The sequence below is a fragment of the Photobacterium nomapromontoriensis genome (assembly GCF_050336815.1).
GTDB lineage: Bacteria > Pseudomonadota > Gammaproteobacteria > Enterobacterales > Vibrionaceae > Photobacterium > Photobacterium nomapromontoriensis.
Map to the genome: position 1 here is coordinate 104116 of NZ_JAKJSL010000026.1, position 25395 is coordinate 129510.

The window sequence follows — 25395 nt, forward strand, 5'->3', positions numbered from 1 at the left end:
CAGAGTGGTACTCCGCTAAATCAAATTGACTTATTTACGTACAGCAATCGCTTCAATTTCGATTTTTACATCTTTTGGCAGACGAGCTACTTCCACGCATGAACGGGCTGGATAAGGGGCATTATGCTCATCAAAGAACGCGCCGTAGACCTCGTTAACCGCAGCGAAATCGTTGAGATCTTTAACAAAAACGGTCATTTTCACGATATCAGCGACTGTTAGGCCTGAAGACTCAACCACGGCTTTCACATTATCCAGAGACTGACGTGCTTGCTCGGCGATACCTTCTGCCACTTCACCTGTTTGCGGGTTCACAGGGATCTGGCCAGAGGTTAGTACCATATTGCCTAGATCAACGCCTTGAACGTATGGGCCAATAGCAGCTGGAGCCTGCTCGGTGTGAAGTACTTGAGTCATTACTTGTCCTTACTTTATCAGGGTTTGAAAATCGATAGTGGCCTAGTGTGCAATTCAATACCGTGCAGGTCAAAGGGTTTCCGTGATGTGGCGTGATTAGTATGATGAATTGTACCCAGACTGGTTGAGCAAACTCCGCTTGTTTAATAGCGATGAGGATTCGGATTGAGCCGTGGTCAAATTGTCATCACTATTCTCCCGAGGAGAAGTGCTTGTGATGATAGCCTGCTCGTCTGAGCGGTTGAGTTGAGTGATATATTCTGACACTTGAATCGTAGCTAGCTCAGGACTGGCTGCATGCGAGGCAATCCCGAGCGCATCGAGCCAGTCAAAGATCAGCGTCGCCGGAATAAATTGACTATAGCGTTTGGCGGGACGGAGATTACGGAGATCTTCCGGGTTGTGGACAATCGCAATTGTGATCCCGGCAATTTCGCCATCAGTGTTAAAGACTGGCCCGCCACTCATCCCAGACATGACTGGAGCATCACTGAGTGAATAAAGGCAGTCAGTGTTGGTATCTATGACGTCTTGAAGGTAACGACCTTGACCGCTAATGCTGTTACCAAGCAGAGAGTGGCCCAGATGGCGTACGGGTTGATCCGGGTAGATCAGTCCCCATCGAGGAACCACATTTGATGGGCGTTGGATCAGCGATAAATCACAATAGGGATGGTGAATAACATCAAGATCCCATGACAGCTTAGCGACGTGCTTGGCGGTGATCATATAGTTTGAGGTGATCGGAACCGCAGAGCCAAACCCGCCAAGCAGCATGGGCACACCAATGACCACCATCTTGTTGGCGCTGTGATCCGCGGCTTGGCTGACTGGGCCATTACTGGCGATACAGCCCGATAGTAGTAGGCTCGCCGCAATTAAGCATGCCGTAAGTAAGCAGGGAAGGGGGGGAACTGGCCGACGCTGGATACGACGGATGCGTTGAATACGATCGATATAATTCATGCCACTGACCTTTATTATCATTATTATTTGCCGCGAACATTCGTTGGTTGCGGCTTTGGTTTTAATCAAAGGTAGCGTTGGTGAGTGGCGCGAGAGCGCTCTAGAAATGAGAATAAAAAAGCCCGCTCAAGGGTGAGCCGGCTTTCTTATGAACGGTGCAGAAAAGCCCGGTTTGAGACCATGATATATTACCGGGTTGGTCGTTGAACGGGTTTAGTTATGCTCGGTAACAACTTCGCGAGAGAAAACTTTCTCGCAGTATTTACACTTAAGCTGAATATCTTCTTTCTTGGTGAGTACCATGAAACTACTGTCTACGGGCTCACCATGTGAAATACAGTTACTGTTAGGACATTTAAAGATTGCCGTAATACGCTCTGGGAGTGATAGAGCCAGTTTCTTAACCACTTCGTAGTTTTCTATTTGGTTGACGGTTGCCTTCGGTGCATAAAGCGCTAACTGGTTAGCCTGATCTTCATTGATAAAGATATTTTCAATCTTGATCAGATCCTTGGCACCTTGTGCCGATGAGGGCAGATTGAGACCAATCGTCACTCGCTGGTTGGTTTTGTGCATATTGAAAAGTTTGAGCACTTTGATCCCGACATTGGCAGGAATGTGGTCGATAACGGTGCCGTTCTTGATGGCTTCGACCTGTAGTTGGGTTTCTTTGACCATGCTTTTTACTCCTGCTTAAATATCTTCGTTCAGTACCAGTGCCAGTAATGCTTCACGGGCATATACGCCATTGCCTGCTTGCTGGAAATAGTAGGCATACGGAGTTTTATCGACATCTACCGTGATTTCGTCAATACGCGGTAAAGGATGAAGCACTTTCAAGTTGTCACGGGCTTCAATCAGCATGGATGCTGTCAGGATATAGGCCGCTTTCATATGCACATATTCAGATTCATCAAAGCGCTCTTTTTGTACCCGAGTCATGTACAGAATATCTAACTCAGGAATGATGTCTTCCATGTCGCTGTGTAAGCTGTAGGTGATCCCTGCTTCATCAAGTTCTTCACAGATGTAGTCAGGCATGGCTAATGCGTCAGGTGCAATAAAGAAGAACGAGATGTTGTTGAATTTTGATAACGCTTGGGTCAGTGAGTGCACGGTACGACCGTATTTTAAGTCACCGACGAATGCGATATTCAAGTTATCTAAACGGCCCTGAGTTTCATAGATGGTAAACAGATCCAGCAGGGTTTGTGTCGGGTGTTGGTTGGCACCATCGCCAGCATTGATCACAGGGATCCCGTGTGAGAATTCAGAGGCTAAACGTGCCGCGCCCTCACGAGGGTGGCGCATAACAAAGGCATCAACATAGGATGAGATAACTTGGATCGAGTCAGACAGTGTTTCGCCTTTGTTGGCCAGTGAAGTGTTTCCTGGACTGTCGAAGCCAATTACTGTGCCGCCAAGACGCTGTACCGCAGTTTCGAAAGACAGACGGGTACGGGTTGATGGTTCGAAGAAGCAGCTAGCGACCACCTTGTTTTTCAATAGCTCAGGGTTTGGCTCTGCTTTAAGTCTACCAGCCGTCTCGACGACCAGTTCAAGATCACGACGGCTCAATTCCGGGATGGAAATTATGTGCTTTTGAAACAGCGAATTCGCCATGGCTTCTCTTCCCTCTTAATCACTTAATGAACGATACGTGCCTGCATTTGCGATAGGCAGACAAAAAAAAGCCCCCTTAATAAAGGAGGCTGTTTTTATAGGCTATGGGAAAAACAAAAAATGGCAGCATCACCGAATAACGGCGAAATAGCATCAGACTGTACTGAGCGGACTGGCGCATTTTTTATCTCTCTCTAGACAAATTGCGAAGGATTATACCCCCATTTTTTGATAGCGCAAGCGTTTGCGGGAACAATTCATACTAGATTTCATTGATTAGTGTTGTTGTTAAACCCTTCGTTTTGGATGAAACCTAGCCGCCTAAAGTTGCGACCATGACGGCTTTGATAGTGTGAACGCGGTTTTCAGCCTCATCAAAAACGATAGAATAGTCAGATTCAAATACCTCTTCAGTCACCTCAAGCCCTGTCATGTTGTATTTCTCGGCGATTTCAGCACCCAGCGTGGTTTCATCATTGTGGAAGGCAGGCAGGCAGTGCATGAATTTTACATGTGGGTTGCCAGTGGCTTGGATGACATCCATATTGACTTGGTAGGGGGCCATGAGCTTTACTCGTTCATCCCAGGCTTCTTTGGATTCCCCCATGGAGACCCAAACATCGGTATAGAGGAAGTCGCAACCCTGTACGCCTTCTTGCACATTTTCCGTGAGGGTAATTTTCGCCCCGGTCTTGTTTGCGATCGCACGGCACTGAGCGATGAGTTCCTCTTCTGGCCAGAAATCGGCAGGTGCAACCAGGCGGATATCCATCCCCATTTTAGCCGCGCCAACCATCAGGGAGTTGCCCATATTGTTGCGTGCATCGCCAAGATACGCACAGCACATTTGGTGTAATTGCTTGCCTCGGCCATGCTCTTGCATGGTGAGAAAGTCAGCCAGAATTTGAGTCGGGTGGAATTCATCGGTCAGTCCATTCCATACTGGTACACCGGCATAGGTGCCGAGTTCTTCTACGATAGTCTGGCCGAAACCACGGTATTCAATGCCGTCATACATCCGGCCCAGAACGCGAGCGGTATCTTTCATGGACTCTTTATAGCCGATTTGAGAGCCGGATGGACCCAAGTATGAGACTTGGGCGCCTTGATCAAACGCAGCTACCTCAAAAGCACAACGGGTACGGGTAGAGGCTTTTTCGAAGATCAGTGCGATATTCTTGCCATTTAATCGGGGTTGCTCGTAACCGCTGTATTTGGCTTTTTTCAGATCCGCGGCAAGATCGAGTAAGTACTGGATCTCACGTGGGGTAAAATCGAGGAGTTTTAGAAAGTTACGATTACGCAGATTAAATGCCATGTTGTTCTCCTTTCTTGATCGGTATATTACTGGCCCGTTGACGCCGAAGACATCCATTTTCGGCCTCAGCCATATGGCTTATCTATATTGTTAACGTATTACGGGGTGTTTGTGAATAAATATTCTTATTTTTTGCAATATTATTTGCCATGATGCATTTTTATCTGAGTGAGGCAGGTGGTTGGCCGGGTGTTTCTGGCGGGGATAGGCGGGATAAGTCAGTGTTGTGATGCCTCGTTGATTTGTGTGGATCGTCGGTTGGGAAAATTACGAGGGATAGGTAAGGAATCAATGACTCTATCTGCTTGCTAAGGGTGTAAATTCGCATGGTAATTCGCCGCGATCCGTGCGATATTTGCCAACGAATTTATTCCACAGTTGGAGTTACCCCATGTCTTACGCAGAACTGTCTTATGCAGAACTGATTGCAGAGCAGAAGGAAGAGACACGCGAGATCATTGCCGCGTTGCTTGAAGATGGCAGTGAGCCTGATGCGCTATATACGATTGAGCATCATTTTTCAGCCGACACGTTTGAAGAGCTAGAAGCCGCCGCTGCTGAAGCATTTAAAATGGGCTTTGAGGTACTGGAAGCTGAAGAGCTCGAGTTGGCACCAGAAGACGGTGGCGGCAAAGTGGTTTGTTTTGATGCAGTCATGGAATCAGCATTGAATGCTGAACTCATTGATGAGCAGGCAGAGAAACTGATTAAGCTAGCTGAAAAACATAGCATTGACTACGATGGCTGGGGTACTTACTTCGAGTCAGATGAAGATGAAGATGATGATGAAGACGATTACGAGGATGATGAAGAGTAATCTCTTCATTGGTTTGTAATGTTGAAATTTAATTGAGAAAGCTGGCATGTTAAGCCAGCTTTTTTTATGCCTAGATCTCTGACGTTGCTGAAGAACTGTGCTATCTATGGGCGAATTATGTCTTTTGGATCAAGAGTTACAGCGTTTTAAACATTTTGATTTTACCAATATCATCACCTGCTGTGCCCATGGCCTGAGAGATGTGGATAAAGCCCAGTGACTCATAGAGGGTAATCGCTTCTGTTCGATTCTCTGTGACTTCGAGATAACAGCCGTGAAAGCCGTGCTGACGAGCAAACTTTAAGGCTGTGACTGCCAGTCGTCGCGCCAATCCTCTGCCACGCAGTTCGGGTAAAAAGTACATTTTTTGCAATTCGCAGATCCCGGGTTCACCTATTAATGGCGCAATGCCACCGCCGCCTAGAATTCGATTATTTCGTTCGATCACCCAAAAAGCACTATCATCATCGGTATTGGTGGTGCTGAACGAATCCAAAGTAGGGTCAGCAGTGTCATAACCTTGATCTGGCATGAGGTTATATTCAGCGGATACTCGGCGGACGATAGTAGCCATCGCGGCATTATCAAGTGGAGTCCGTGGACGTAAGAGATAACCCTGTTGCTGTTTAGTGCACTGAATTGCACGGCTGTAGCGATGCAAGCTGGTAGCAAGTGCCGTAATTTCATCGTGATCCAGTTGACTCAAAAACTGCTCAACTTGTTGGTTAAGCCCGACATTAAGGGTTTCTAAAACCGCTTGTCCTTTAGTGGTCAGTTGCGAGATCTGCTTGCGGCCATCATTGGGATCACTGATCGTGTGGAGTAATCCGGCATTATTCAGGCTGGCATTGGTCCGGCTCGCATTGGATTTATCTACATTTAACCGTTCGGCTAATTGATTCACCGTGAGTGGATCCTGTTCTATTTCCAGTAAGGCATGTACTTGTACCGGTGTTAAATCAAGCTGACCACATTGGTGGTCGAGCATTCCCAGTTCTCGGACTAACTGTCGGGCGAGGTGGCGGAGGGTAGTGGCATCCATGACTGATTCCATTGTGGGTTCCGATATTATCCATTGTTTATTATTTGTTGTTATAGGTACGTTCCGTATAGGACGCCGTTGAACGCAAGTTAGTTGCGAATCGCAACTATGTCAATATGGTGTGGTTACATCATTGAAATGAATGCTGTGAAGTGTCTCGCAGAGCTGCAATCAAATAAAAATCATGAGCTTATAATTGCATTATATGCACTCATAACCATTGGTGTATGCGATAATTGGGCAATCCAATATCAGTTATGTTTATCAGTGTAATTTCGGAAGATAATAAATATGGAAAATCAGGTTAAATTTTATGGCCGAGGTGGCGAGTTCTTCGGTATTTGGATCGTTAATATATTACTCACTATTGTTACGCTAGGGATTTATTCAGCGTGGGCAAAAGTAAGAACCAAAAAGTATTTTTATGGCAATACCGAGCTGGGTAGCGATAGGTTTGACTATCATGCTACTCCGATGCAAATTCTGATCGGCCGAATTATTGCTGCTGTTTGTTTGGCAATTTGGGTTATAGGCACTGAGTTTGTACCGATGCTTGCGATTGGTTTAATTGTCATTTTAGCGCTTGCGTCTCCGCTGTTGATTCGCAATAACACCCGTTTTGATGCTCGTGTTACGAGTTATCGTAATGTCCGGTTTGATTTTGTCGGTACGTTAAAAGGCGCTTACGGGGTATTTCTTGGTTGGCCGATCCTAGCCTACGGCGTACTTGTGCTCGCCATATTGTTGATCTCTGTTGTCGCGGGAAGCTCCGCACTGGCTGGGGTTATCATGGGAGTGCTAACATTCGGTTTGGGCTTTGTGATCTATGCGTGGATAGCCTCACAAATTGCGACTTATTTTATTAATGGCTACCGTTATGGTGACAGGAAATTCAGCGGCACGGTAGAACTTAGTGCTTACATCAAAACGTATTTACTGGCTGGTTTACTAGGGGCTGGGCTGAGTCTTATTATGCTGATTGTTGTCGGTATGTTTATTGGTGTATCGACTTTTACCGCACTCTCATCCCCCGATCTACTGGCACAGCAAGCTTCTGTGGGAGGTATCGTTGGCATGGTAGTGACTGGCTATGCCTCGATGTTTCTGATTTTCTTTGTTGTGATGGGATTTGTTCAGGCCAGAATTCGTAATTATTTGTTCAGTAGAATAGTTATTGAGGGGGAGCCAGAATATGGTTTTGTTTCTCGAATGACGGCAGGTGGCTTGATCTCTCTGATGCTCACTAATTTCTTAATGACAATCGTGACGCTGGGTATTGCTCGTCCGTGGGTTATGGTCAGGAATGCCAATTATGTGGCTGATACAACCGCCGTTACTGGGGATTTGGATCAACTGGCTGTTGAAGGCAATGAGGTGGTGGGTGATTCTGCCATCGCAGATGAAATCGCAAATGCCTTTGATCTGAATATAGGGCTTGGTTGATGATTCAGGGCTTTTGTCACCCTCCTCGTCGCTCAGAAAAGCAACCCGCCAGTGTAACGGTATTATCTGATGGCCAGATCCAATTGGTGACAGAGCAGGGGCAGCAAACGCTGCCCCTTATTGCTATTACGATCAGTGAGCCATTGGGGTCATTACCGATCAAGCTTGTTTTCCCCTGTGGGTTGCAATTTATCCCTGATGATTCGATGCAACTTGAACGGGCTCTACGTGCTAGAAAATGGGCTTGGTTACACCGGACGGAACGAAGTTGGGCGTTGATTCTGGGCAGCTTACTGGCAACGGCATTGCTGTGTGTGATGTTTATTACCCATGGTATTCCGCTTGTCACCAAGGGCATTGTTACCGTTATGCCATCTCAGGTATCGGTTGCTGTCGGTGATCATGTTCTGAAGGTGTTGGATAAACATATGCTGGAGCCCAGCGAATTAAGTGTGGCACGGCAGGCTGAAATTAAGCACCGGTTCAACGATATGACTGTTCGGTTAGCCCCTTTGCCTGTGGCGCCCAAGTTGTTGTTTCGCCAGTGGGGGGATGGGCCGAATGCCATTGCACTCAGTAATGGCAGCATTATCGTGTTTGACAGTTTGGTTGAGTTGGCAGAGCAACCAGCTCAACTCGATAGTATTTTATTGCATGAGTTAGGACATATCGATCATCAGCACATCATGAAATCGTTAGTGCGATCGACACTATGGTCGGTATCGGTTGCAGTGATCATTGGTGAAACGTCAGGGCTGATTGATGTGCTCAGTGGGGCAGGGGTTTTCTTGGTCACTCAGGGCTACTCGCGTACCGCAGAGCAAGAAGCCGATACGTATGCTGCTAAATGGATGCGACACCTTTATGGGACCGTTACCCCGATGCAGCAGATGTTCGAGCGTTTGCAGGGCTTCGTCGGTGAGGGCCGAGAGCTGCCGCAATGGCTTAGTACCCATCCTGGGCTCGATGAACGAATTGATGCGCTGAAGTGATTATTGGGCATTGCCATGCTCGTCGTACCGGATTTTTGACTTATCCTAATGACTATTAGTGGTGGCAGTTTATGGCATCGTATATTGAGCATGGACTTTTGCTTTCATGTTGTTCTTTACGCTGCCATATCCGCTCATGGAAATAGTAGGCAACTGTATTGATACATGGCTCAATCATCGCCATTACGCTGCCAATTAAGATGTCACCAGTGAGAAGATAAACCACACTGAACGCGACACTGAAATGAACCACAGCAAAGCTGATTGTTTTGCTGGCAGGAGCACTAAAGTGTGATTTTTTAAGGATCTGGGTCTGCCATGCTTTTTCGTGGAAATAAAATGCGACGGTGTTAACCATTGGCTCGATCATCGCAATCAGACTACCGAGCAGAATATCGCCTGTCAGTAGGTAGGCAACGGTAAATGCAACGGTAAAGTGGATAACGGCAAAGCTAATGGTTTTTTTCATCATGTGTCCCTCAATTGGATAATTTTATAGTAGTGATAATTATTATCATTTGCAATTGGTAAGGGTGATTTATTTGATAGCTTTTGACGATGGATTATCTTGTTTTGCGGAGGGATAAAAAAAGGCTGCCTTGAGGCAGCCTTTTTCATCTCATGCGAACGGATTATAGCGCAGCGATAGTCGCTTGCTGCTCAGCCAGTTTCACCAGTGTTTCTTTGTAGCCATCTAGCTTTTCGCGCTCTTTAGCGATAACCGCTTCAGGGGCTTTAGCCACGAAACCTTCGTTACCTAGCTTGCCAGCGATACGCTTGATCTCACCTTCTGTTTTAGTGATTTCTTTCGCTAGACGAGACAGCTCAGCATCTTTGTCGATCAGACCTGCCATTGGGATCATTAGCTCAGATTTGCCAACCAGTGCAGTTGCACATGCTGGTGTATCTTCGCCATTCGCTAGCACCTTGATACCTTCAAGTTTCGCTAGTGACATCAGAACCGTACGGTTTGCTTCAATACGGGCCGCATCTTTCTCATCAGCAACCTTCAGCATCACGTCTAGCGCTTTGCTTGGTGCGATATCGTATTCAGCACGTAGGTTACGAATGCTGGTGATGAAGGCTTTCACCCACTCGATATCAGCAATCGCATCGGCATTGAAGTTGGCGTCATCATACTGAGGCAGAGCCTGCAGCATGATAGTGTCACCGTCTACACCGTCAACCAGTGGCTTCACACTCTGCCAGATGGTTTCTGTGATGTAAGGAAGCACAGGATGAGCCAGACGCAATGTCTTCTCAAGCACAGTAATCAGAGTGCGGCGTGTTGCGCGCTGCTGTACTTCTGAGCCTTTCCAAAGAACTGGCTTAGTCAGCTCTAGGTACCAGTCACAGAACTGGTTCCAGATGAACTCATAAATGGTGTTTGCTGCCATATCGAGACGGAAGTTGTCGATGTGTGCATTGAACTCTTTCGCTGCAAGCTCGAACTGAGATTCGATCCACTTGTCAGCCAGTGAGAACTCAAGCTCTGCACCTGGGGCAAAACCGCAGTCTTGCTCTTCGGTGTTCATCAGTACGTAACGGCTTGCGTTCCAGAGTTTGTTACAGAAGTTACGGTAACCTTCCAGACGCTTCATGTCCCAGTTAATGTCGCGACCGGTAGACGCCATTGCTGCTAGAGTGAAACGCAGAGCATCTGTACCGTAAGCATCAATACCGTTTTCAAACGTTTTACGTGTTTGCTTTTCAATCTTTGCTGCTAGCTGAGGCTGCATCATATTGCCACAACGCTTTTCAACCAACTCTTCCAGACCGATACCGTCAATCATGTCGATAGGGTCAAGTACGTTACCCTTAGATTTCGACATCTTGTCGCCGTTTTCGTCACGGATCAGACCGGTAACGTAAACGGTTTTGAATGGGACTTGTGACTTGCCATCTTCATCTTTACAGAAGTGCATGGTCATCATGATCATACGGGCAACCCAGAAGAAGATGATATCAAAACCGGTTACCAGTACATCAGACGGGTGGAAGGTTTTCAGATCATCCGTTTGCTCTGGCCAGCCTTGGGTGCCGAATGTCCAAAGAGCAGACGAGAACCAGGTATCCAGAACATCGTTGTCTTGACGAAGCACAATCACAGGAGCCAGATTGTTTTGCTCACGCACTTCTTCTTCGCTGCGGCCAACGTAGACATTGCCATCGTTGTCATACCAAGCAGGGATGCGGTGACCCCACCATAGCTGACGAGAAATACACCAGTCTTGAATGTCACGCATCCATGAGTAGTACATATTTTCGTACTGCTTCGGCACGAATTGAATATCACCATTTTCAACGGCAGCAATTGCTGGCTCAGCAAGAGGTGCTGCACGAACATACCATTGTGCAGTTAGCATTGGTTCGATAACCACGCCACCACGGTCACCGTAAGGGATGGTTAAATCGTGATCTTTAATTTCTTCTAGCAGACCAAGCTCGTCGAATTCAGCAACGATGGCTTTACGCGCGGCGAAGCGCTCCATGCCGTGGTATTTCGCTGGAAGATCAGTGCTGTATACATCGCTTTCTTCACCATTGGTAGTGAATACTTCAGCGCTGTCACGAATGTCAGCGTTGAAGGTCAGGATGTTGATCATTGGCAGGCTATGACGCTTGCCCACTTCGTAGTCATTGAAGTCATGCGCAGGGGTGATTTTTACACAACCTGTGCCTTTTTCCATGTCGGCGTGCTCGTCACCCACGATAGGGATGCGACGGCCAACAATCGGTAGCATGATGTCTTTGCCGATCAGATCCTTGTAGCGTGGATCTTCTGGGTTTACAGCAACACCGGTATCGCCCAGCATGGTTTCCGGACGTGTAGTTGCAACGACAATGTAATCTTTACCGTCGGCAGTTTTTACGCCATCGGCCAGTGGATAGCGGAAGTGCCACATGAAACCTTTAACATCTTTGTTTTCTACTTCGATGTCAGAGATTGCTGTGTGTAGTTTCGGATCCCAGTTAACCAGACGCTTACCACGGTATAGAAGATCTTCTTGGTAAAGGCGTACGAATACTTCCTGAACCGCATTAGATAGGCCATCGTCCATCGTGAAGCGTTCACGATCCCAGTCAACGGATGCGCCAAGGCGACGCAGCTGCTTAGTGATCGTACCGCCAGATTCTGCTTTCCATTCCCAGATCTTGTCGATGAACGCATCACGACCGTAGTCGTGCTTAGTTTTGCCTTCTTCAGCAGCAATCTTACGTTCCACAACCATCTGGGTCGCGATACCTGCGTGGTCAGTACCGACTTGCCATAGGGTGTTCTTCCCTTTCATACGCTCGCAGCGGATCAGGGTATCCATAATGGTATCCTGGAACGCGTGGCCCATGTGCAGGCTACCTGTGACGTTTGGCGGTGGGATCATGATGCTGTAAGCATCTTTAGATGTATCACCGTGAGGCTTGAAGTAACCGGCCTCTTCCCAGCGCTTATATAGCGCCTGTTCAATTGATTGTGGGTTGTATGTCTTTTCCATAGCGCTCTTAGAAGGATCTAGGTGGAATTAGGGCGTATCAGGGGCAGCGGCGGTCTGAAGCTGAATACCGGATTGTCGGTATTGCTTATACCTTTCCCGTGCCAACTGCTTAAGTTTTTCATCGCAAGGAACGAAGTCTACCACTTGTGAGAAGGTAACGGCAAAATTTGGTGTATCTTGCCCCAAATTTATCAGTACCCCACGGCGTCCGCTGTGCCTGAGTCCGGGCCAGCCAATCTCAATGGGTGAACCACCTCGAGGGCCTTCACCGATCAAATTATGTGGCACGAAGTTATCAGGATCCTGCTGCCATAAATACTCATCAATGTGTTCTGCTTGCATTTTGCTTTCTGCTAGCAGGTAAACTTTGTGGCCTTGACGATAACTCATGGCTGCTTGATGGCATGCAAAATGTAGCTGATAGTCACTATCGGCAGCCAAATGCTGTTCATCAATTATATAAAAAGTAGCATGAGTCATTACAATTACTCTATAAAAAAGGGACCTTTCGGCCCCTGTTTAGTGTCTTATTCGACGTTTTCAAGGCCAGCGCGGTTGAGCAGGAATTGGACTAGCAGTGGGACCGGACGTCCTGTTGCACCTTTATTCTTGCCGCCGACCCAAGCAGTACCTGCGATATCCAGGTGCGCCCAGTTGTATTTTTTCGCGAAACGAGACAGGAAGCAGCCAGCAGTGATGGTGCCAGCGCCCGGACTCCCTAAGTTAGCCATATCCGCAAACGGGCTGGCTAGCTGTTCTTGATACTCGTCGTTCATCGGCAGACGCCATGCGCGATCACCGGCTTGCTCTGACGCGTTGATCAGCTCATGAGCCAATGGGTTGTGGTTAGATAGCAGGCCACTGATGTGGTTACCTAGCGCGACGACACAGGCGCCAGTTAGGGTTGCTACGTCTACGACACACTCAGGTTCAAAGCGCTCGACATAGGTCAGTGCATCACACAGCACTAAGCGGCCTTCAGCATCGGTATTGAGTACTTCAACAGTTTGACCTGACATGGTTGTAAGAATATCGCCGGGACGGTAAGCGCCGCCACCAGGCATGTTTTCACAGCCCGCTAAGATGCCGACCACATTGATTGGCAGGTTCAGTTTAGCTAGTGCTTTCATAGCACCGAATACCGTTGCCGCACCGCACATGTCGTATTTCATTTCATCCATCTGAGCAGATGGCTTGATGGAGATACCGCCTGAATCAAACGTCAGGCCCTTGCCGATAAGTACGATAGGTTTCGTATTGGAAGTTGGGTTACCTTTGTATTCGATCACCGACATCATGGCTTCGTTTTTCGAGCCTTGACCGACAGCAAGATACGAAGTCATTCCCAGTTCTTTCATTTCCTGCTCACCAATGATCTTGGTGCTGACGGTGTCAAAATCGTCAGCCAGACGGCGAGCCTGAGAGGCGAGGTAAGCTGGGTTGGCCACGTTAGGTGGCATGTTGCCAAGATCTTTACCGGCTTTGACGCCAGAGGCAATCGCTAGACCATGGGCAATTGCGCGTTCACCCAATGAGAGCTCACGGCGAGTGGGTACATTGAATACCAGTTTACGCAGTGGGCGGCGAGTTTCAGGCTTATTGCTCTTGAACTGATTGAAGGTGTACAGGCTATCTTTGGTCGTTTCAACCGCCTGACGGACCTTCCAATAGGTATCGCGCCCTTTAACGTGCAGCTCAGTCAGGAAGCAGACCGCTTCCATTGAACCCGTTTCATTCAGGGTGCTGATGGTTTTTTTGATGATTTGCTTGTATTGGCGTTCATCAAGTTCGCGCTCTTTACCACAACCAACCAGTAATACACGCTCTGATAATACGTTTGGTACATGGTGAAGTAGCAGCATTTGGCCAGGCTTACCTTCTAAATCACCGCGACGAAGCAACGAGCTGATGTAGCCGTCGCTGATCTTGTCGAGCTGTTCGGCAATTGGAGAAAGGCGACGTGGTTCAAAAACACCGACTACAATACAGGCACTTCGCTGTTTTTCGGGGCTACCACTTTTTACACTGAACTCCATGCGTACTCCTACATCCTAATAAAGACAATTAAAGCTAAATGTTAGATAATGCCGCACTTACTTGCTGGACCGCAGATTCGGTATAGGATTAAAGTGCAGGTTAACAATTAACCGAAAGATTAAAAAATAACTGATTAACCGAAAAATTATAGTGATTCCAGTAAAAAAACAAGTTTTCTATGGGTAAATAAAGCGTGATTATTGTTCGGTATTTGACGCGTGAGACATTAAAGAGCCAATTTGCAGTGCTTTTTGTGCTATTTCTTGTGTTTATCAGTCAAAAATTTATTCGCATTCTAGCAGATGCAACTGATGGCTCCATCCCGAGTGATCTCATCGTGACCTTATTGGGGCTATATATGCCATCAATGGCGTTGCTGATGTTGCCATTGAGCCTTTATATCGGGATTTTGCTCACTTTTGGCCGCTTGTATGCGGAGAGTGAAATTACTGTCATGAACGCGACGGGGATAGGGAATAAATTCCTGATCCAAGCGGCGTTGTGGCTGGCCATTATTACGGGTACGTTTGCCGCATTCAATGCCTTATGGCTCGCTCCGTGGTCTGTCGAAAAAACAGAGCAGGTGATGGAGCAGGTTGAGGCGGATTCTGGGTTAGAGCTGCTGGTGAAAGGCCAGTTTCAGGCCGCACCTGATGGTAAAGGGGTTGTGTTTGTCAATGACATAACCAAGAGCGGAAGCCGTTTAGATAAGGTCTTTGTCGCTCAACTTGTTGCGCAGGACACCTTGCGCCCAAGTGTGATGGTGGCAGATAAAGGATTCGTGAGTGAGCTGCCAGATGGCCGCCAAATCTTGGATTTGAAACAAGGCACTCGCTATGAGGGGATCCCAACGCAACTAGATTACTCCATCACGACATTTGATGACTATCAAGCCTTAATTGGCCAGCGTGCTATACGGGAAAAAAGTCGAGACTGGGATGCGATGCCCACCTTGCCATTGATGCAGCGTCCTGAATTAGCGGCCAAAGCCGAGTTTCAGTGGCGGATGTCTCTGGTGCTCTGTATCCCGTTACTGACCATGGTGGTGGTGCCGCTGTCGGCGGTAAACCCTCGTCAGGGACGCTTTGCCAAACTGGTACCTGCGGTATTAATTTACTTGGCTTACTTCTTGGCTATTAGTGCGGGTAAATCGGCGGTTGAGGATGGCGCATTACCCTCTTATATTGGTCTCTGGTCGATTAATCTAGTGATCTTGTTAGTTGCTATTGGGCTAAACAGTTGGGATACCTTACCCATTCGTAAACTGAGAGAAAAATACCGGAGACGCGGCTAATGTTTAAGATTTTGGATTTATACATTGGCCGGACGATCATCTCGACATCGGCGCTGACACTGTCCACCTTAGTCGGGCTGTCGGCGATCATAAAATACGTCGAGCAGCTACGTAAGGTGGGTGATGGCACTTATGATCTGTGGAAGGCATTGATCTATGTATTACTGAGTGTTCCGCGTGATATAGAGATGTTCTTTCCTATGGCGGTGTTGCTCGGGGCCTTGATTGGTCTGGGCATGTTGGCATCGAGCTCTGAGTTGGTGGTGATGCAAGCGGCAGGGTTCTCGAAATTAGATATTGGCCTGTCAGTGTTGAAAACCGCTGTGCCCTTGATGCTACTTGTTACCTTGCTGGGGCAGTGGGGGGCACCGGAGGCGCAGAAAGCGGCTCGTGAATTGCGGGCATTGTGGATTTCCGGCGGTAATATGTTGTCGGTGCAACGGGGCGTGTGGGCGAAGGACAACAATGATTTCATTTACATCGGGCGGGTCCATGAGCAGAAAGAACTCCACGCGATCAATATTTGGAAATTTGATGATAACAACAAGCTGACCCAGACGACGTTTGCAGAATCTGCGAATTATAATGAACAGCAGGGCTGGACGCTGAGTGATGTCACGATCACTCATATGGGAGAGACTCAGCTGACCAATGAAAAGGTAGCGAGTGAGCCTTGGGAGACGGCTTTGACACCGGATAAGTTGGCGGTGGTGACATTGAAGCCTGAAGAATTGTCGTTGTCCGGAGTGTATGAGTACGTGAGTTATCTCAAGGAGTCAAAGCAGGATGCCGCGCGCTATGAGCTGGCTTTTTGGCGTAAAGCGCTACAGCCGGTATCTATTGCCGTTATGATGTTGCTGGCACTGTCGTTTGTCTTTGGTCCTTTGCGTTCTGTGACCATGGGTGCACGGGTACTCTCCGGGGTCATCTTTGGTTTCGCATTCTATATCTCCAATGAGGTGTTTGGGCCGATGAGCATCGTATATCGATTACACCCTGTTATTGGTGCATTGGGGCCCAGTTTGGTGTTCTTGGTTATCACCATTTATCTGCTGCGGCGTAAGTTATAAGCATTTAAAAAGGAGCCTGTGGCTCCTTTTTTTATATCGGAAAACAGTACCTGGCCGTCAGTTTCGCATGATACCTGATGGCGCGATAACTTTTATCTGATTAGTTGGCTTTGGGCAGGACAATCATCTCGCATTCCGCCATGATGTCTTGGAAGGCTTTTTTCTCCTGACTAAACGGTGCCAGCAAGTTTCCCAGTCCAAATGCAGAGGTTGCCATCCGGATCAGTGCTTGAGTGATACGAATATTACTGCCGTCCTTGTTTTGCAGGCGAAGTTTCCATGCTCGCATGCCTAACGTTTGTCCGCCTTTACACCAGAAATAAGTATAAAAGCCCATAATGATAAAGGCTAAATAAGCGGTATATATAAGACTGACAACTGGGTGTAGGGTCATATAGGCACTGACATCTTCATAGCCTGTGGTATCAACCACGCCTAAAGAAAGAAATACAGCCATGATACCCATGGCTACTCCACCGGCTAGCATCAGTACCGCGGCAATAATTAGCGAATCATAAAACCAAGCAGCAAGGCGACGAAAAAGACTCGGGTATTGTTTATCGGAATGAACATCCTGCTGTTTCTTTTTTTTCATTTTTTCATCCAAATTGTTAGGCATCTGCATCTGCCCGCAGTTTAGCAAGTTACGCGAGTTGGGTGAATGGGGGGAGATCGTAGAAATAAGAGGTTTTATTGAGTATGGATAGCAAGTAACGAGTGATGATGTGGTTGTTTGTTGTGCGCATTTTTTACTATCGATTACTTTTGGTTCGATTGGTAAAAATATCGAAAAATCCTGATGATAAGTGCTTGCGTATGACCTTTGGATACGTATAATGAGCCACATCAGCCCGGGTGGCGAAATCGGTAGACGCAGCGGATTCAAAATCCGCCGGTGAATAACCGTGTCGGTTCAAGTCCGACCCCGGGCACCATATTTAAACAACAAAGCCTCGACGAATGTCGAGGCTTTGTTGTATATGTTTGGCGATAATTCGAGTTTTATCATCAAGCCGTTAGCTCAATAGTAAAAGTGATTGCGTATCAAGTTTGTATACGTATAATAAGCCGCATCAGCCCGGGTGGCGAAATCGGTAGACGCAGCGGATTCAAAATCCGCCGGTGGAAACACTGTGTCGGTTCAAGTCCGACCCCGGGCACCAAATTAAACAAAAAAGCCTCGACGAAAGTCGGGGCTTTTTTGTTTTTCCAGACAATAACACCTCGATAGATGTTGAGGTGTTGTTGTCTATGATCGCTTATTGGTTCGTTAGCCAATATTTATAACTCAGTAAAAAGTGTCGGTGCTGAATTAGGTGTCCAGTCAGCTTGTGATATATGCGCTGTTGTAACTTCATAATGATCACCCATATAGTTCACTACATCGCCAACACCATAGCTTACATTGGTTGCCCAGATAGTCATCGGGTTAGCGTTAGTCCATAAGCTGGTCGTTGCCGATGGAGCCCAGTTATCAAGCGCGATATGGCTGGATGTTGCTTGGTAAATCGTCCCCTGATGTTTTACATAATCGCCAGCTGCGTAACTATTACCTTCTGTCCATGCAGGGGTATAGTTATCCATGGTATCAAAGACATAACCTGCTTCTTTTGCAATTCTGATGAACTTTTTAAGTTTAGGTAGGTTTTTTGTTGCTCCCATTCCTCGCTTTCCGTCTTCAAATAGGAAGTCGTGGGTCAAGATAATGACCTTATCGGCATGGAGAGGGGTGCCACAAGGGAAGTTTTGTGTTTTTGAGTTGATTGGATTAATGGTAGTGGGAGCACAAGCATTCAATGCGGCATCGACATAACTGAGGAAGGCATCGGCTTCTGTCAAGCTGTTGGCCGGCATTGCAATCCCCCAATTTTCCGGTGCCCAATCGAGATCCCAACCATGGGTTTGGTAACCATTGTTGGCAAGAATGTCTTGTACAGCGATGCTGGATTTAACGCTGTTTGATGGATTCTCCGTGTTACAAACATAACCTGGCTCCCAAGGCTTTAAATCGTCTGATGTTGCGCACAGGCCGTCTCCTTTATACTCTTTGGCGACACGCCAACCGTTGGTATATGGCAGTCTCGCAAGGCTTTCTGCTTGGTAGTTAGGGTAACTTTGGATATCAGGAATATGCTGCTGAAGTACGGTGAGGTTTTTAGTGAACATTGCCGCATCAATGACAGGATCTTGATAAGAGTTTATCTGGTGATCACCAGTGGCATTACATTCTGCTGCACTATTGGGCCCAAAGGTTTCAACACAGTTGTGAACCATATGATCATAGCTGTGATTGCCCACAATGTGGCCAGAATCAAGTAAGAACTTTAACGAATCTAAGGCTTTATCCTCGTTTTCATCACCAATGCCATCAAGGTGCCAAGCATTGATGTAGAATGTTGCTTTGATTCCTGCATCATTAAGAATATCTATGACAGGTGAGGTAGCATTAATTACACCATCATCGAATGTCAGATAAATTGTACCTTTTGGAGCGGCTTGAATACTCATTGATGTCGCAAGAAGAGCGCTTGTACATAGTATTGACAATGTTTTTTTCTTCATGGTATTCCTCTAAATAAAGTTAAATTGATTGATATATTAGTAGTGATATGTTTTTTGCAGATAATTAATTTTCTCTTTATTTAGTGATTAAATAATCCGGTTTAAAATGCAAGTCGTGTTTTTATATTTGTGATCAATATACCAAAAGCCTGTAAGTTACAATTTCCTTTTTAATGGTTAAATATACCGCACATCACGTGATTTATTTTGAATAATTATTTTGATTAATGGTTATTGATAATTTGCTTATATTTTTAATGCGATTACTGTAATATGTAAATCGCATGTTACTTTATAAACTGAGAAGTGCTTCACGATAATGCAACCGGTTGCGCTTTTTACTTTTATAATATTTATATACACTTTTGATGTGGATTAAATAACGTGAAAATAAAACTGGAGAATGGAATGAAAAAGATTTTATTATGCTGTAGCGCAGGCATGTCAACCAGTATGTTGGTTCAGAAAATGCTAAAAGCAGCCGAGGCTCGCGGCATGGAGTGCAAAATTGAAGCGTTGCCAGTTAGTACATTTGAAGATGTTATTCAGGATTTTGATGTCTGCTTGCTGGGGCCGCAGGTTAGATTTCAATTGGAATCATTGAAAAAAACCGCGAGACAATATGGAAAGCCGATTGATGCGATCTCTCCTATGGCATATGGCATGATGAAAGGTGATGAAGTCCTTGATCAGGCTATTTCATTAATGGCGAAATAATATAATGAGTAGCTGGATTTATATGATCTGGCTATTGTAAAAATTTGAAATAATATCATTCATTATCTATTCATTTAAATTTATATTTAAATAAGGATTTTACATATGAGTTTTTACGAAAAAGTTATGGGTATTGTCGAAAGACATATTGCCCCCGTAGCTGCAAAAATAGGTTCTCAGAAACATGTTAGAGCAATGCGTGATGGTTTTATTATATCGATGCCATTTATTATTGTCGGTAGTTTTATTCTGATATTTGCTTTCCCTCCATTTGCTGAAGATACCCAAAATGGATTTGCACGTGCATGGCTTGATTTATCTAAAGAACATTTTGATACCATCATGATGCCATTTAATATGTCGATGGGAATAATGACTATATTTGTCTCGCTAGGGATAGCATATAGTTTGGCTCGAGCATATAAAATGGATGGGATAACCAGCGCAAGCTTGTCTCTAATGTGTTTCTTGTTAGTTGCAGCACCTGCCGGAGAAAGTGGGCTACCAACCGGTCATATGGGCGGTACCGGGATATTTACTGCTGTTTTATGTGCGTTCTTTGCGGTTGAATTATACCGTTTTTTGAAAAAGCACAATATTACAATCAGGATGCCTGAGCAGGTTCCACCAGCAATCGCTCGCTCATTTGAAATGTTAATTCCTGTGCTTGTGGTCTTCGTTACTCTGTATCCGTTGAGTCTGTTTGTGCAGGGACAGTATGACATGTTAATCCCTGACGCAGTCATGCAGATGTTTAAGCCTCTGATCAGCGCATCCAATTCATTACCGGCCATCATTGGCGCGCTGATCGTATCACAGCTTTTGTGGTTTGCTGGTATTCATGGTGCCGCAATTGTTGTCGGTTTATTGTCACCGATATTCCTGACGAATATCGGTGCCAATATTGATGCGTTTGTTGCAGGTGAGCCAATCCCGAATATTTTCACTCAGCCGTTCTGGGATTTTTATATCTTCATCGGTGGCTCAGGTGCAACGCTTGCGTTATCTATTCTGATGGCATTCAGCCGTTCTGCACACTTGCGTAGTTTGGGTCGAATGAGTGCGGTTCCGGGTTTCTTCCAAATAAATGAACCGATCATTTTTGGTACACCTATCGTATTGAATCCAATGCTATTTGTTCCATTCGTCTTTGCTCCTGTGATCAATGCAATTATTGCGTACATTGCTGTTCATTTGGGTTTTGTTGGAATGGGCGTGGCAACGACACCTTGGACAACGCCTGCACTTATTGGGGCATCGTGGGGAGCTGGCTGGACACTGACTCCTGTGATTTTAGTTGTAGGCTTGCTTATTCTTGATCTGCTTATTTATCTCCCATTCTTCAAGATGTTTGAGAAGCAGCTACTTGATCAAGAAGCCAGTACTGCAGCAGCTGAAGAAAAGGCAGACGTTCCTCAAGATACAGGCGTGACAGCATAAAAATTTATTCAGGGGGGGATGAGGCCGCCGCCCTGTTTTGCATTTAAGGAGTTAAGTGATGGATCAAGAAGCAGTTGTAATGGAAATTATCGTAAATGCAGGTGAAGCGCGTAGCTTGTGTTATGAAGCGCTATCGCTCGTAAAAAAACAGGAACAAGCCCAAGCACAAGCTTTGCTCAAACAAGCGAAGGAGTGTTTGAACCGTGCTCACCTGACTCAAACCCAATTGATCGAAGAAGATCAGGGTGAAGGTAAGATCAAAATGACACTGGTCATGGTGCATGCACAAGATCATCTTATGACCACCATACTTGCCTTTGAGTTGGTGAGTGAAATGATCACCGTGTACGACAATACGGCGAAATAGAGGATAAGATTATGAGTAAATCACCTCTTAAATTAGCCATTATCGGAGGTGGGAGTAGTTACACTCCCGAATTGGTCGAAGGTGTACTAAAAAGACTCGATCGTATTCCTGTGAAAGAAATGCACTTTGTGGATATTGACGCGGGTCAGGAAAAGCTTGCTATCATCGAAGCGCTAACGCGGAGAATGGTTGAAAAAGCCGGTGCTGATATTGTCATCCGGGCATCCATGGATCGCCGAGCGGCAATTGAAAATGCTGATTTCGTTATGACCCAGTTTCGTGTTGGGGGCTTACAAGCTCGTGCCAATGATGAGCGGATCCCTCTGAAATATGATGTGATCGGTCAAGAAACCACCGGGCCTGGCGGGTTTGCAAAAGCATTGCGTACCATCCCCGAGATCCTCGATATTTGTAAAGACATTGAAGATCTAGCGCCTAAAGCCTGGATGCTGAACTTTACGAATCCAGCGGGGTTGGTAACTGAAGCCGTGCAGAAATATACGCAGGTTAATACCATTGGTTTATGTAATGTTCCTGTCTCGATGAAAATGATGATTGCCGAGATGATGGATTGCTTACCTGACGAACTTTCGCTTGAGTGTGCAGGGTTAAATCATTTGGTTTGGGCTCATAGAGCCTGGTTGAATGGAAAAGACATCACGGCTGAAGTGCTGAAAAAAGTGGGTGATGGTGCTAGTTATACCATGAAAAATATTAGCGAAGAGCCATGGGACCCTGACTTTTTGCAGGCTCTGGGTGCCATCCCTTGCCCTTATCATCGATATTTCTATCAGCCAGACGCTATGTTGGCAGATGAGAAGGCGTCTTCTTTAAATGAAGGTACGCGAGCCGAGCAAGTAATGATTACTGAGCGAGAGCTTTTTGAACTCTATCAGAATGAAGAGCTTGCAGAGAAACCGGAACAGCTGGAGAAAAGGGGCGGTGCCTATTATTCAGATGCATCTCTTAATTTAGTGGATGCTATTTATAACGATTTGAAAACAATTCACGTTGTTAATGTCCGTAATAATGGCACGCTAGCGAGCCTTCCTGATGATGCCGTTATTGAATGCAGCTCCGTGATTGGAAGTTGGGGAGCTCGGCCTTTGCAGGTTGGTAAGTTAAGCCCCGCAGTGACGGGATTGATCAGTCAAGTTAAGGCTTATGAGCAGCTTACCGTTGAGGCGGCTGTTCATGGTGGTTATGATAAAGGCTTGATGGCATTGGCAAATAACCCGTTGGTACCTGATATTACCAGAGCAAAGTTAATCTTGGATGATATCATCAAAACCAACTACGACTACTTGCCTCAGTTTCGCCAGTAGAGTCTAAAAATAGGGGTTGTAGTCAGATATATGACTGATTACTGCTCTTATTATAAGGTGATGTCATGCATATAATTTTTAATGCCGATGATTTCGGGCTTACCTCGGGAGTTAACCTTGGTATTGTTGAGGCCTGTCAATCTGGTGTTGTTCGCTCAACCACCTTGATGGTTGGTATGAAAGCGGAACAACATGCAATCGCGCTAGCTTCAACAACACCGCAGCTGAAAGTGGGCTTACATTTACGCTTTACGGCAGGGACACCATTAACTCAGGGAGCAAAGAGTTTAGTTGATGAGAATGGACGCTTTTTAGATAAAAGTGTGCTTGCACAGAAAAAGACATTTTGTCAGCAACAGATAGCCAATGAAGCCGTTGCGCAAATAGAGGCTTTTCGTTCACATGGGATACATTTGAGCCATATTGATAGCCATCATCATGCTCATACTCACCCCAAAATTTTACCGGTAATACAGGATATTGCTCGTGATTATCAAGTGCCGTTACGAGGCACGGGATACAGTGACATTAGAGCCACTCATTGCCGTTATCATTTTACTGACCGTTTTTATGGTAGCGAATTAAGTGTTGATGGCCTACTAGCTCTGATTAGTCAGCATCATGGTGACGTGGATGTGCTAGAAGTGATGTGCCATCCCGCCAATGTGGATACTTCGCTTATTGCGATGAGTGGTTATAGCCGTGAGCGAGCTAAAGAGTTGGCTATTTTAACTGATCCTTATTTGCAAGAGCAGCTTGATCAATTGGGTGTGGTTATCGGGGATTATTCCGTGCTCTCTAGTTCCGCTTGATTGAATGAGAAACTTCAATAGCGGCTGTTAGTTATATAACTTCCCCCTATATTTGGCAGTTGCTATTTTTTTGTATCAATGGCTTATGTTATTTTTTGATGGAGGCTAGCTTATGGTGGTTTTCATTTTCTAGGTATTAGGTCTTAAGGAATATGTATGGCTAGTATTAAGGATGTTGCAGCCTTAGCGGGCGTTCATCGCTCAACAGTTTCACGAATTATTAATGGTGAAGGCGTTTTCCGTTCAGACACTCGGCGTAAGGTTGAGCAAGCTATGGCGGATCTTAATTACCGACCTAGTGCCATAGCCCGATCTTTAGCGACAGCATCAACCAATATGACAGGATTACTTGTGACATATTATACCGGTGGTTTTTTCGGTGAAATGATGGACAAGGTTCAGTCTGAGCTTGATTTGCATGATAAATTTTTGATCACGGCTCAGGGGCACCACTGCGTAGAAGGGGAACGCGAGGCAATTCGACGTTTTCGAGATCTACGTTGTGAGGGCTATGTATTGAATAGTCGCCATATAAGTGATGACGAATTAAGATCACTTGCCACTGAGCCGACACCGTTTGTAATCCTTGATCGCGTTGTTGAGGGACTAGAAGCTCGCTGTATTACTTTTGACCATCAGCTGGCTGGAAAAATAGCAGTCAATCATTTGCTAGCGCTCGGGCACACGAAGATAGGGTGCATTAAGGGAGCATATAATCGAACTAGCAGCACGCTGCGTTATCAGGGGTATATTGATGCATTGCAGGAAGCTGGATTGGTCTTAGATCCCGCGCTTACGATTGAAGGGGATTATGGTCGAAAGAGTGGTTATTCTGCGGCTAAACACTTGTATCAGTCTCGTCCAGATATGACGGCTTTATTTTCATGTAGTGAGGAAATGACGATGGGAGCCGTGCAATTTTATAATGAGTATCATATTGCTGTTCCTGAACAGTTATCAGTTGTGAGCTTTGATAGTATTGACCTATGTGCAAATTTGTACCCAGCGGTGACAGCGGTTCATTTCCCGATTAGCGATATGGCCCGTACTGCGGTTGAACTATTGATTGATCAAATTCAGCATCGTAGTGCTGAAATTGAACGTTGTTTTGATGCAGAAATACGATTACGGCACAGTACAAAGGTCGTTGTCTGACAAAACGTTTTCTGAACTTGTACTCTTCAATTTATTTCTCCTCTATATAAGCCATAAGCCGAGATAAGCATCGAGGCTTACTTTTCTATAGTCATAATCTTTCACTACGATATAGTCGTTACTGCATCGGATTTAGCCCTCACTCAGGTAAGGAATAATCCTGCAATAGGCGTTGATTGGGCGTATTTTTAACTGAGTGGTTGTGTTTTGAACGGATGGCGATCTTTTTTGAAAAAAAAGCATTTTCACTATTGCCAATGTGATCAATATCTCTATAATGCGACCTCACTGATACGGACAGCGGCGCTAGCCGGTGGCGTAAGTCAGTATTGTTCTTTAACAATTTGACCATGCAATCTGTGTGGGCACTCGTGAAATGATAGTCAACAAAAGAATTATCAATGAAACTGAGTGACCAAATCGAATCGTAAGATTCGGCACAGTCAATTCATTCATTACTTCGGTAATGAATATACAGTATTTCATTGAGCCGCTATTTATAGC

General features: G+C 45.8%; 23 protein-coding genes and 2 tRNA genes. 13 read left to right on the top strand and 12 right to left on the bottom strand.

Annotated elements, in window-relative coordinates; genetic code table 11:
* Nucleotides 1-30 precede the first annotated feature (30 nt).
* The 5 genes from L4D12_RS11040 to argF all read right to left on the bottom strand — a co-directional run bounded on the left by L4D12_RS11040 (nt 31) and on the right by argF (nt 4324).
* On the bottom strand, nt 31-417 hold the full coding sequence (locus L4D12_RS11040) for a RidA family protein (protein ID WP_428447889.1): 387 nt from the start codon (nt 415-417) through the stop codon (nt 31-33).
* A 96-nt stretch (nt 418-513) separates the two neighbouring features.
* Nucleotides 514-1383 carry a S1 family peptidase gene (locus L4D12_RS11045; protein WP_428447890.1) on the bottom strand — a complete coding sequence of 290 codons (870 nt, stop codon included), beginning with the start codon at nt 1381-1383 and terminating at the stop codon, nt 514-516.
* A gap of 213 nt (nt 1384-1596) precedes the next feature.
* Nucleotides 1597-2061: an aspartate carbamoyltransferase regulatory subunit gene (gene pyrI / locus L4D12_RS11050; RefSeq protein ID WP_428447891.1), complete on the bottom strand. Its 465-nt coding sequence runs from the start codon at nt 2059-2061 to the stop codon at nt 1597-1599.
* Nucleotides 2062-2076: 15 nt separating this feature from the next.
* Nucleotides 2077-3006: an aspartate carbamoyltransferase gene (gene pyrB / locus L4D12_RS11055; protein WP_428447892.1), complete on the bottom strand. Its 930-nt coding sequence runs from the start codon at nt 3004-3006 to the stop codon at nt 2077-2079.
* 313 nt (nt 3007-3319) lie between these two features.
* Nucleotides 3320-4324 carry an ornithine carbamoyltransferase gene (gene argF, locus L4D12_RS11060; RefSeq protein ID WP_428447893.1) on the bottom strand — a complete coding sequence of 335 codons (1005 nt, stop codon included), beginning with the start codon at nt 4322-4324 and terminating at the stop codon, nt 3320-3322.
* 406 nt (nt 4325-4730) lie between these two features.
* Between argF and rraB the strand changes: the two genes are divergently transcribed.
* On the top strand, nt 4731-5141 hold the full coding sequence (gene rraB, locus L4D12_RS11065) for a ribonuclease E inhibitor RraB (RefSeq protein ID WP_428447912.1): 411 nt from the start codon (nt 4731-4733) through the stop codon (nt 5139-5141).
* A 136-nt stretch (nt 5142-5277) separates the two neighbouring features.
* Here the strand turns inward: rraB and L4D12_RS11070 are convergent, their stop codons facing one another.
* On the bottom strand, nt 5278-6183 hold the full coding sequence (locus L4D12_RS11070) for a bifunctional helix-turn-helix transcriptional regulator/GNAT family N-acetyltransferase (RefSeq protein WP_428447913.1): 906 nt from the start codon (nt 6181-6183) through the stop codon (nt 5278-5280).
* Nucleotides 6184-6474: 291 nt separating this feature from the next.
* On the opposite strand from L4D12_RS11070, the gene L4D12_RS11075 reads away from it, so the two are divergent.
* Together L4D12_RS11075 and L4D12_RS11080 are read left to right on the top strand one after the other, a co-directional pair.
* A complete protein-coding gene (locus L4D12_RS11075; RefSeq protein ID WP_428447894.1) occupies nt 6475-7626 on the top strand; it encodes a YjgN family protein in 1152 nt (383 codons plus the stop codon).
* Nucleotides 7626-8618 (top strand): M48 family metallopeptidase, encoded by a 993-nt coding sequence (locus L4D12_RS11080; protein ID WP_428447895.1) that lies wholly within the window; start codon nt 7626-7628, stop codon nt 8616-8618. The genes L4D12_RS11075 and L4D12_RS11080 overlap by 1 nt, the downstream gene beginning before the upstream one ends.
* 55 nt (nt 8619-8673) lie before the next feature.
* On the opposite strand, the gene L4D12_RS11085 is transcribed toward L4D12_RS11080, so the two are convergent.
* From L4D12_RS11085 to pepA, 4 genes are all read right to left on the bottom strand, one after another.
* Nucleotides 8674-9087, bottom strand: coding sequence for a DUF2061 domain-containing protein (locus tag L4D12_RS11085; protein ID WP_428447914.1), 414 nt, complete (start codon nt 9085-9087; stop codon nt 8674-8676).
* 163 nt (nt 9088-9250) lie between these two features.
* Nucleotides 9251-12112, bottom strand: a complete 2862-nt coding sequence (locus L4D12_RS11090) for a valine--tRNA ligase (protein WP_428447896.1) — start codon at nt 12110-12112, stop codon at nt 9251-9253.
* Nucleotides 12113-12139: 27 nt separating this feature from the next.
* Nucleotides 12140-12592: a DNA polymerase III subunit chi gene (locus tag L4D12_RS11095; RefSeq protein ID WP_428447897.1), complete on the bottom strand. Its 453-nt coding sequence runs from the start codon at nt 12590-12592 to the stop codon at nt 12140-12142.
* Between the two features lie 47 nt (nt 12593-12639).
* Nucleotides 12640-14148: a leucyl aminopeptidase gene (gene pepA / locus L4D12_RS11100; RefSeq protein ID WP_428447898.1), complete on the bottom strand. Its 1509-nt coding sequence runs from the start codon at nt 14146-14148 to the stop codon at nt 12640-12642.
* Nucleotides 14149-14342: 194 nt separating this feature from the next.
* On the opposite strand from pepA, the gene lptF reads away from it, so the two are divergent.
* Together lptF and lptG are read left to right on the top strand one after the other, a co-directional pair.
* Complete coding sequence (gene lptF, locus L4D12_RS11105) at nt 14343-15443, top strand: LPS export ABC transporter permease LptF (protein WP_428447899.1); 1101 nt, start codon at nt 14343-14345, stop codon at nt 15441-15443.
* Nucleotides 15443-16513 (top strand): LPS export ABC transporter permease LptG, encoded by a 1071-nt coding sequence (lptG, locus tag L4D12_RS11110; RefSeq protein ID WP_428447900.1) that lies wholly within the window; start codon nt 15443-15445, stop codon nt 16511-16513. The genes lptF and lptG overlap by 1 nt, the downstream gene beginning before the upstream one ends.
* A 100-nt stretch (nt 16514-16613) precedes the next feature.
* Here lptG and L4D12_RS11115 read toward each other — a convergent pair whose 3' ends face one another.
* Nucleotides 16614-17108 carry an RDD family protein gene (locus tag L4D12_RS11115; RefSeq protein WP_428447901.1) on the bottom strand — a complete coding sequence of 165 codons (495 nt, stop codon included), beginning with the start codon at nt 17106-17108 and terminating at the stop codon, nt 16614-16616.
* 254 nt (nt 17109-17362) lie between these two features.
* Between L4D12_RS11115 and L4D12_RS11120 the strand changes: the two genes are divergently transcribed.
* Both L4D12_RS11120 and L4D12_RS11125 read left to right on the top strand, forming a co-directional pair.
* Nucleotides 17363-17448, top strand: a tRNA-Leu gene (locus L4D12_RS11120).
* A gap of 141 nt (nt 17449-17589) precedes the next feature.
* Nucleotides 17590-17676, top strand: a tRNA-Leu gene (locus tag L4D12_RS11125).
* Between the two features lie 118 nt (nt 17677-17794).
* On the opposite strand, the gene L4D12_RS11130 is transcribed toward L4D12_RS11125, so the two are convergent.
* Complete coding sequence (locus L4D12_RS11130; RefSeq protein WP_428447902.1) at nt 17795-19075, bottom strand: polysaccharide deacetylase family protein; 1281 nt, start codon at nt 19073-19075, stop codon at nt 17795-17797.
* 408 nt (nt 19076-19483) lie between these two features.
* Here L4D12_RS11130 and L4D12_RS11135 point away from each other — a divergent pair, with 408 nt between their 5' ends.
* The 6 genes from L4D12_RS11135 to L4D12_RS11160 all read left to right on the top strand — a co-directional run bounded on the left by L4D12_RS11135 (nt 19484) and on the right by L4D12_RS11160 (nt 24891).
* Nucleotides 19484-19792: a PTS sugar transporter subunit IIB gene (locus tag L4D12_RS11135; RefSeq protein ID WP_428447903.1), complete on the top strand. Its 309-nt coding sequence runs from the start codon at nt 19484-19486 to the stop codon at nt 19790-19792.
* A gap of 105 nt (nt 19793-19897) precedes the next feature.
* A complete protein-coding gene (locus tag L4D12_RS11140) occupies nt 19898-21232 on the top strand; it encodes a PTS sugar transporter subunit IIC (RefSeq protein ID WP_428447904.1) in 1335 nt (444 codons plus the stop codon).
* A 58-nt stretch (nt 21233-21290) separates the two neighbouring features.
* Nucleotides 21291-21599 (top strand): PTS lactose/cellobiose transporter subunit IIA, encoded by a 309-nt coding sequence (locus L4D12_RS11145; protein ID WP_428447905.1) that lies wholly within the window; start codon nt 21291-21293, stop codon nt 21597-21599.
* Between the two features lie 11 nt (nt 21600-21610).
* Nucleotides 21611-22924: a 6-phospho-beta-glucosidase gene (locus tag L4D12_RS11150; protein ID WP_428447906.1), complete on the top strand. Its 1314-nt coding sequence runs from the start codon at nt 21611-21613 to the stop codon at nt 22922-22924.
* 65 nt (nt 22925-22989) lie between these two features.
* Nucleotides 22990-23736 (top strand): chitin disaccharide deacetylase, encoded by a 747-nt coding sequence (gene chbG / locus L4D12_RS11155; RefSeq protein WP_428447907.1) that lies wholly within the window; start codon nt 22990-22992, stop codon nt 23734-23736.
* Nucleotides 23737-23892: 156 nt separating this feature from the next.
* Nucleotides 23893-24891, top strand: coding sequence for a LacI family DNA-binding transcriptional regulator (locus L4D12_RS11160; protein ID WP_428447908.1), 999 nt, complete (start codon nt 23893-23895; stop codon nt 24889-24891).
* The last annotated feature ends 504 nt before the right edge of the window (nt 24892-25395 follow it).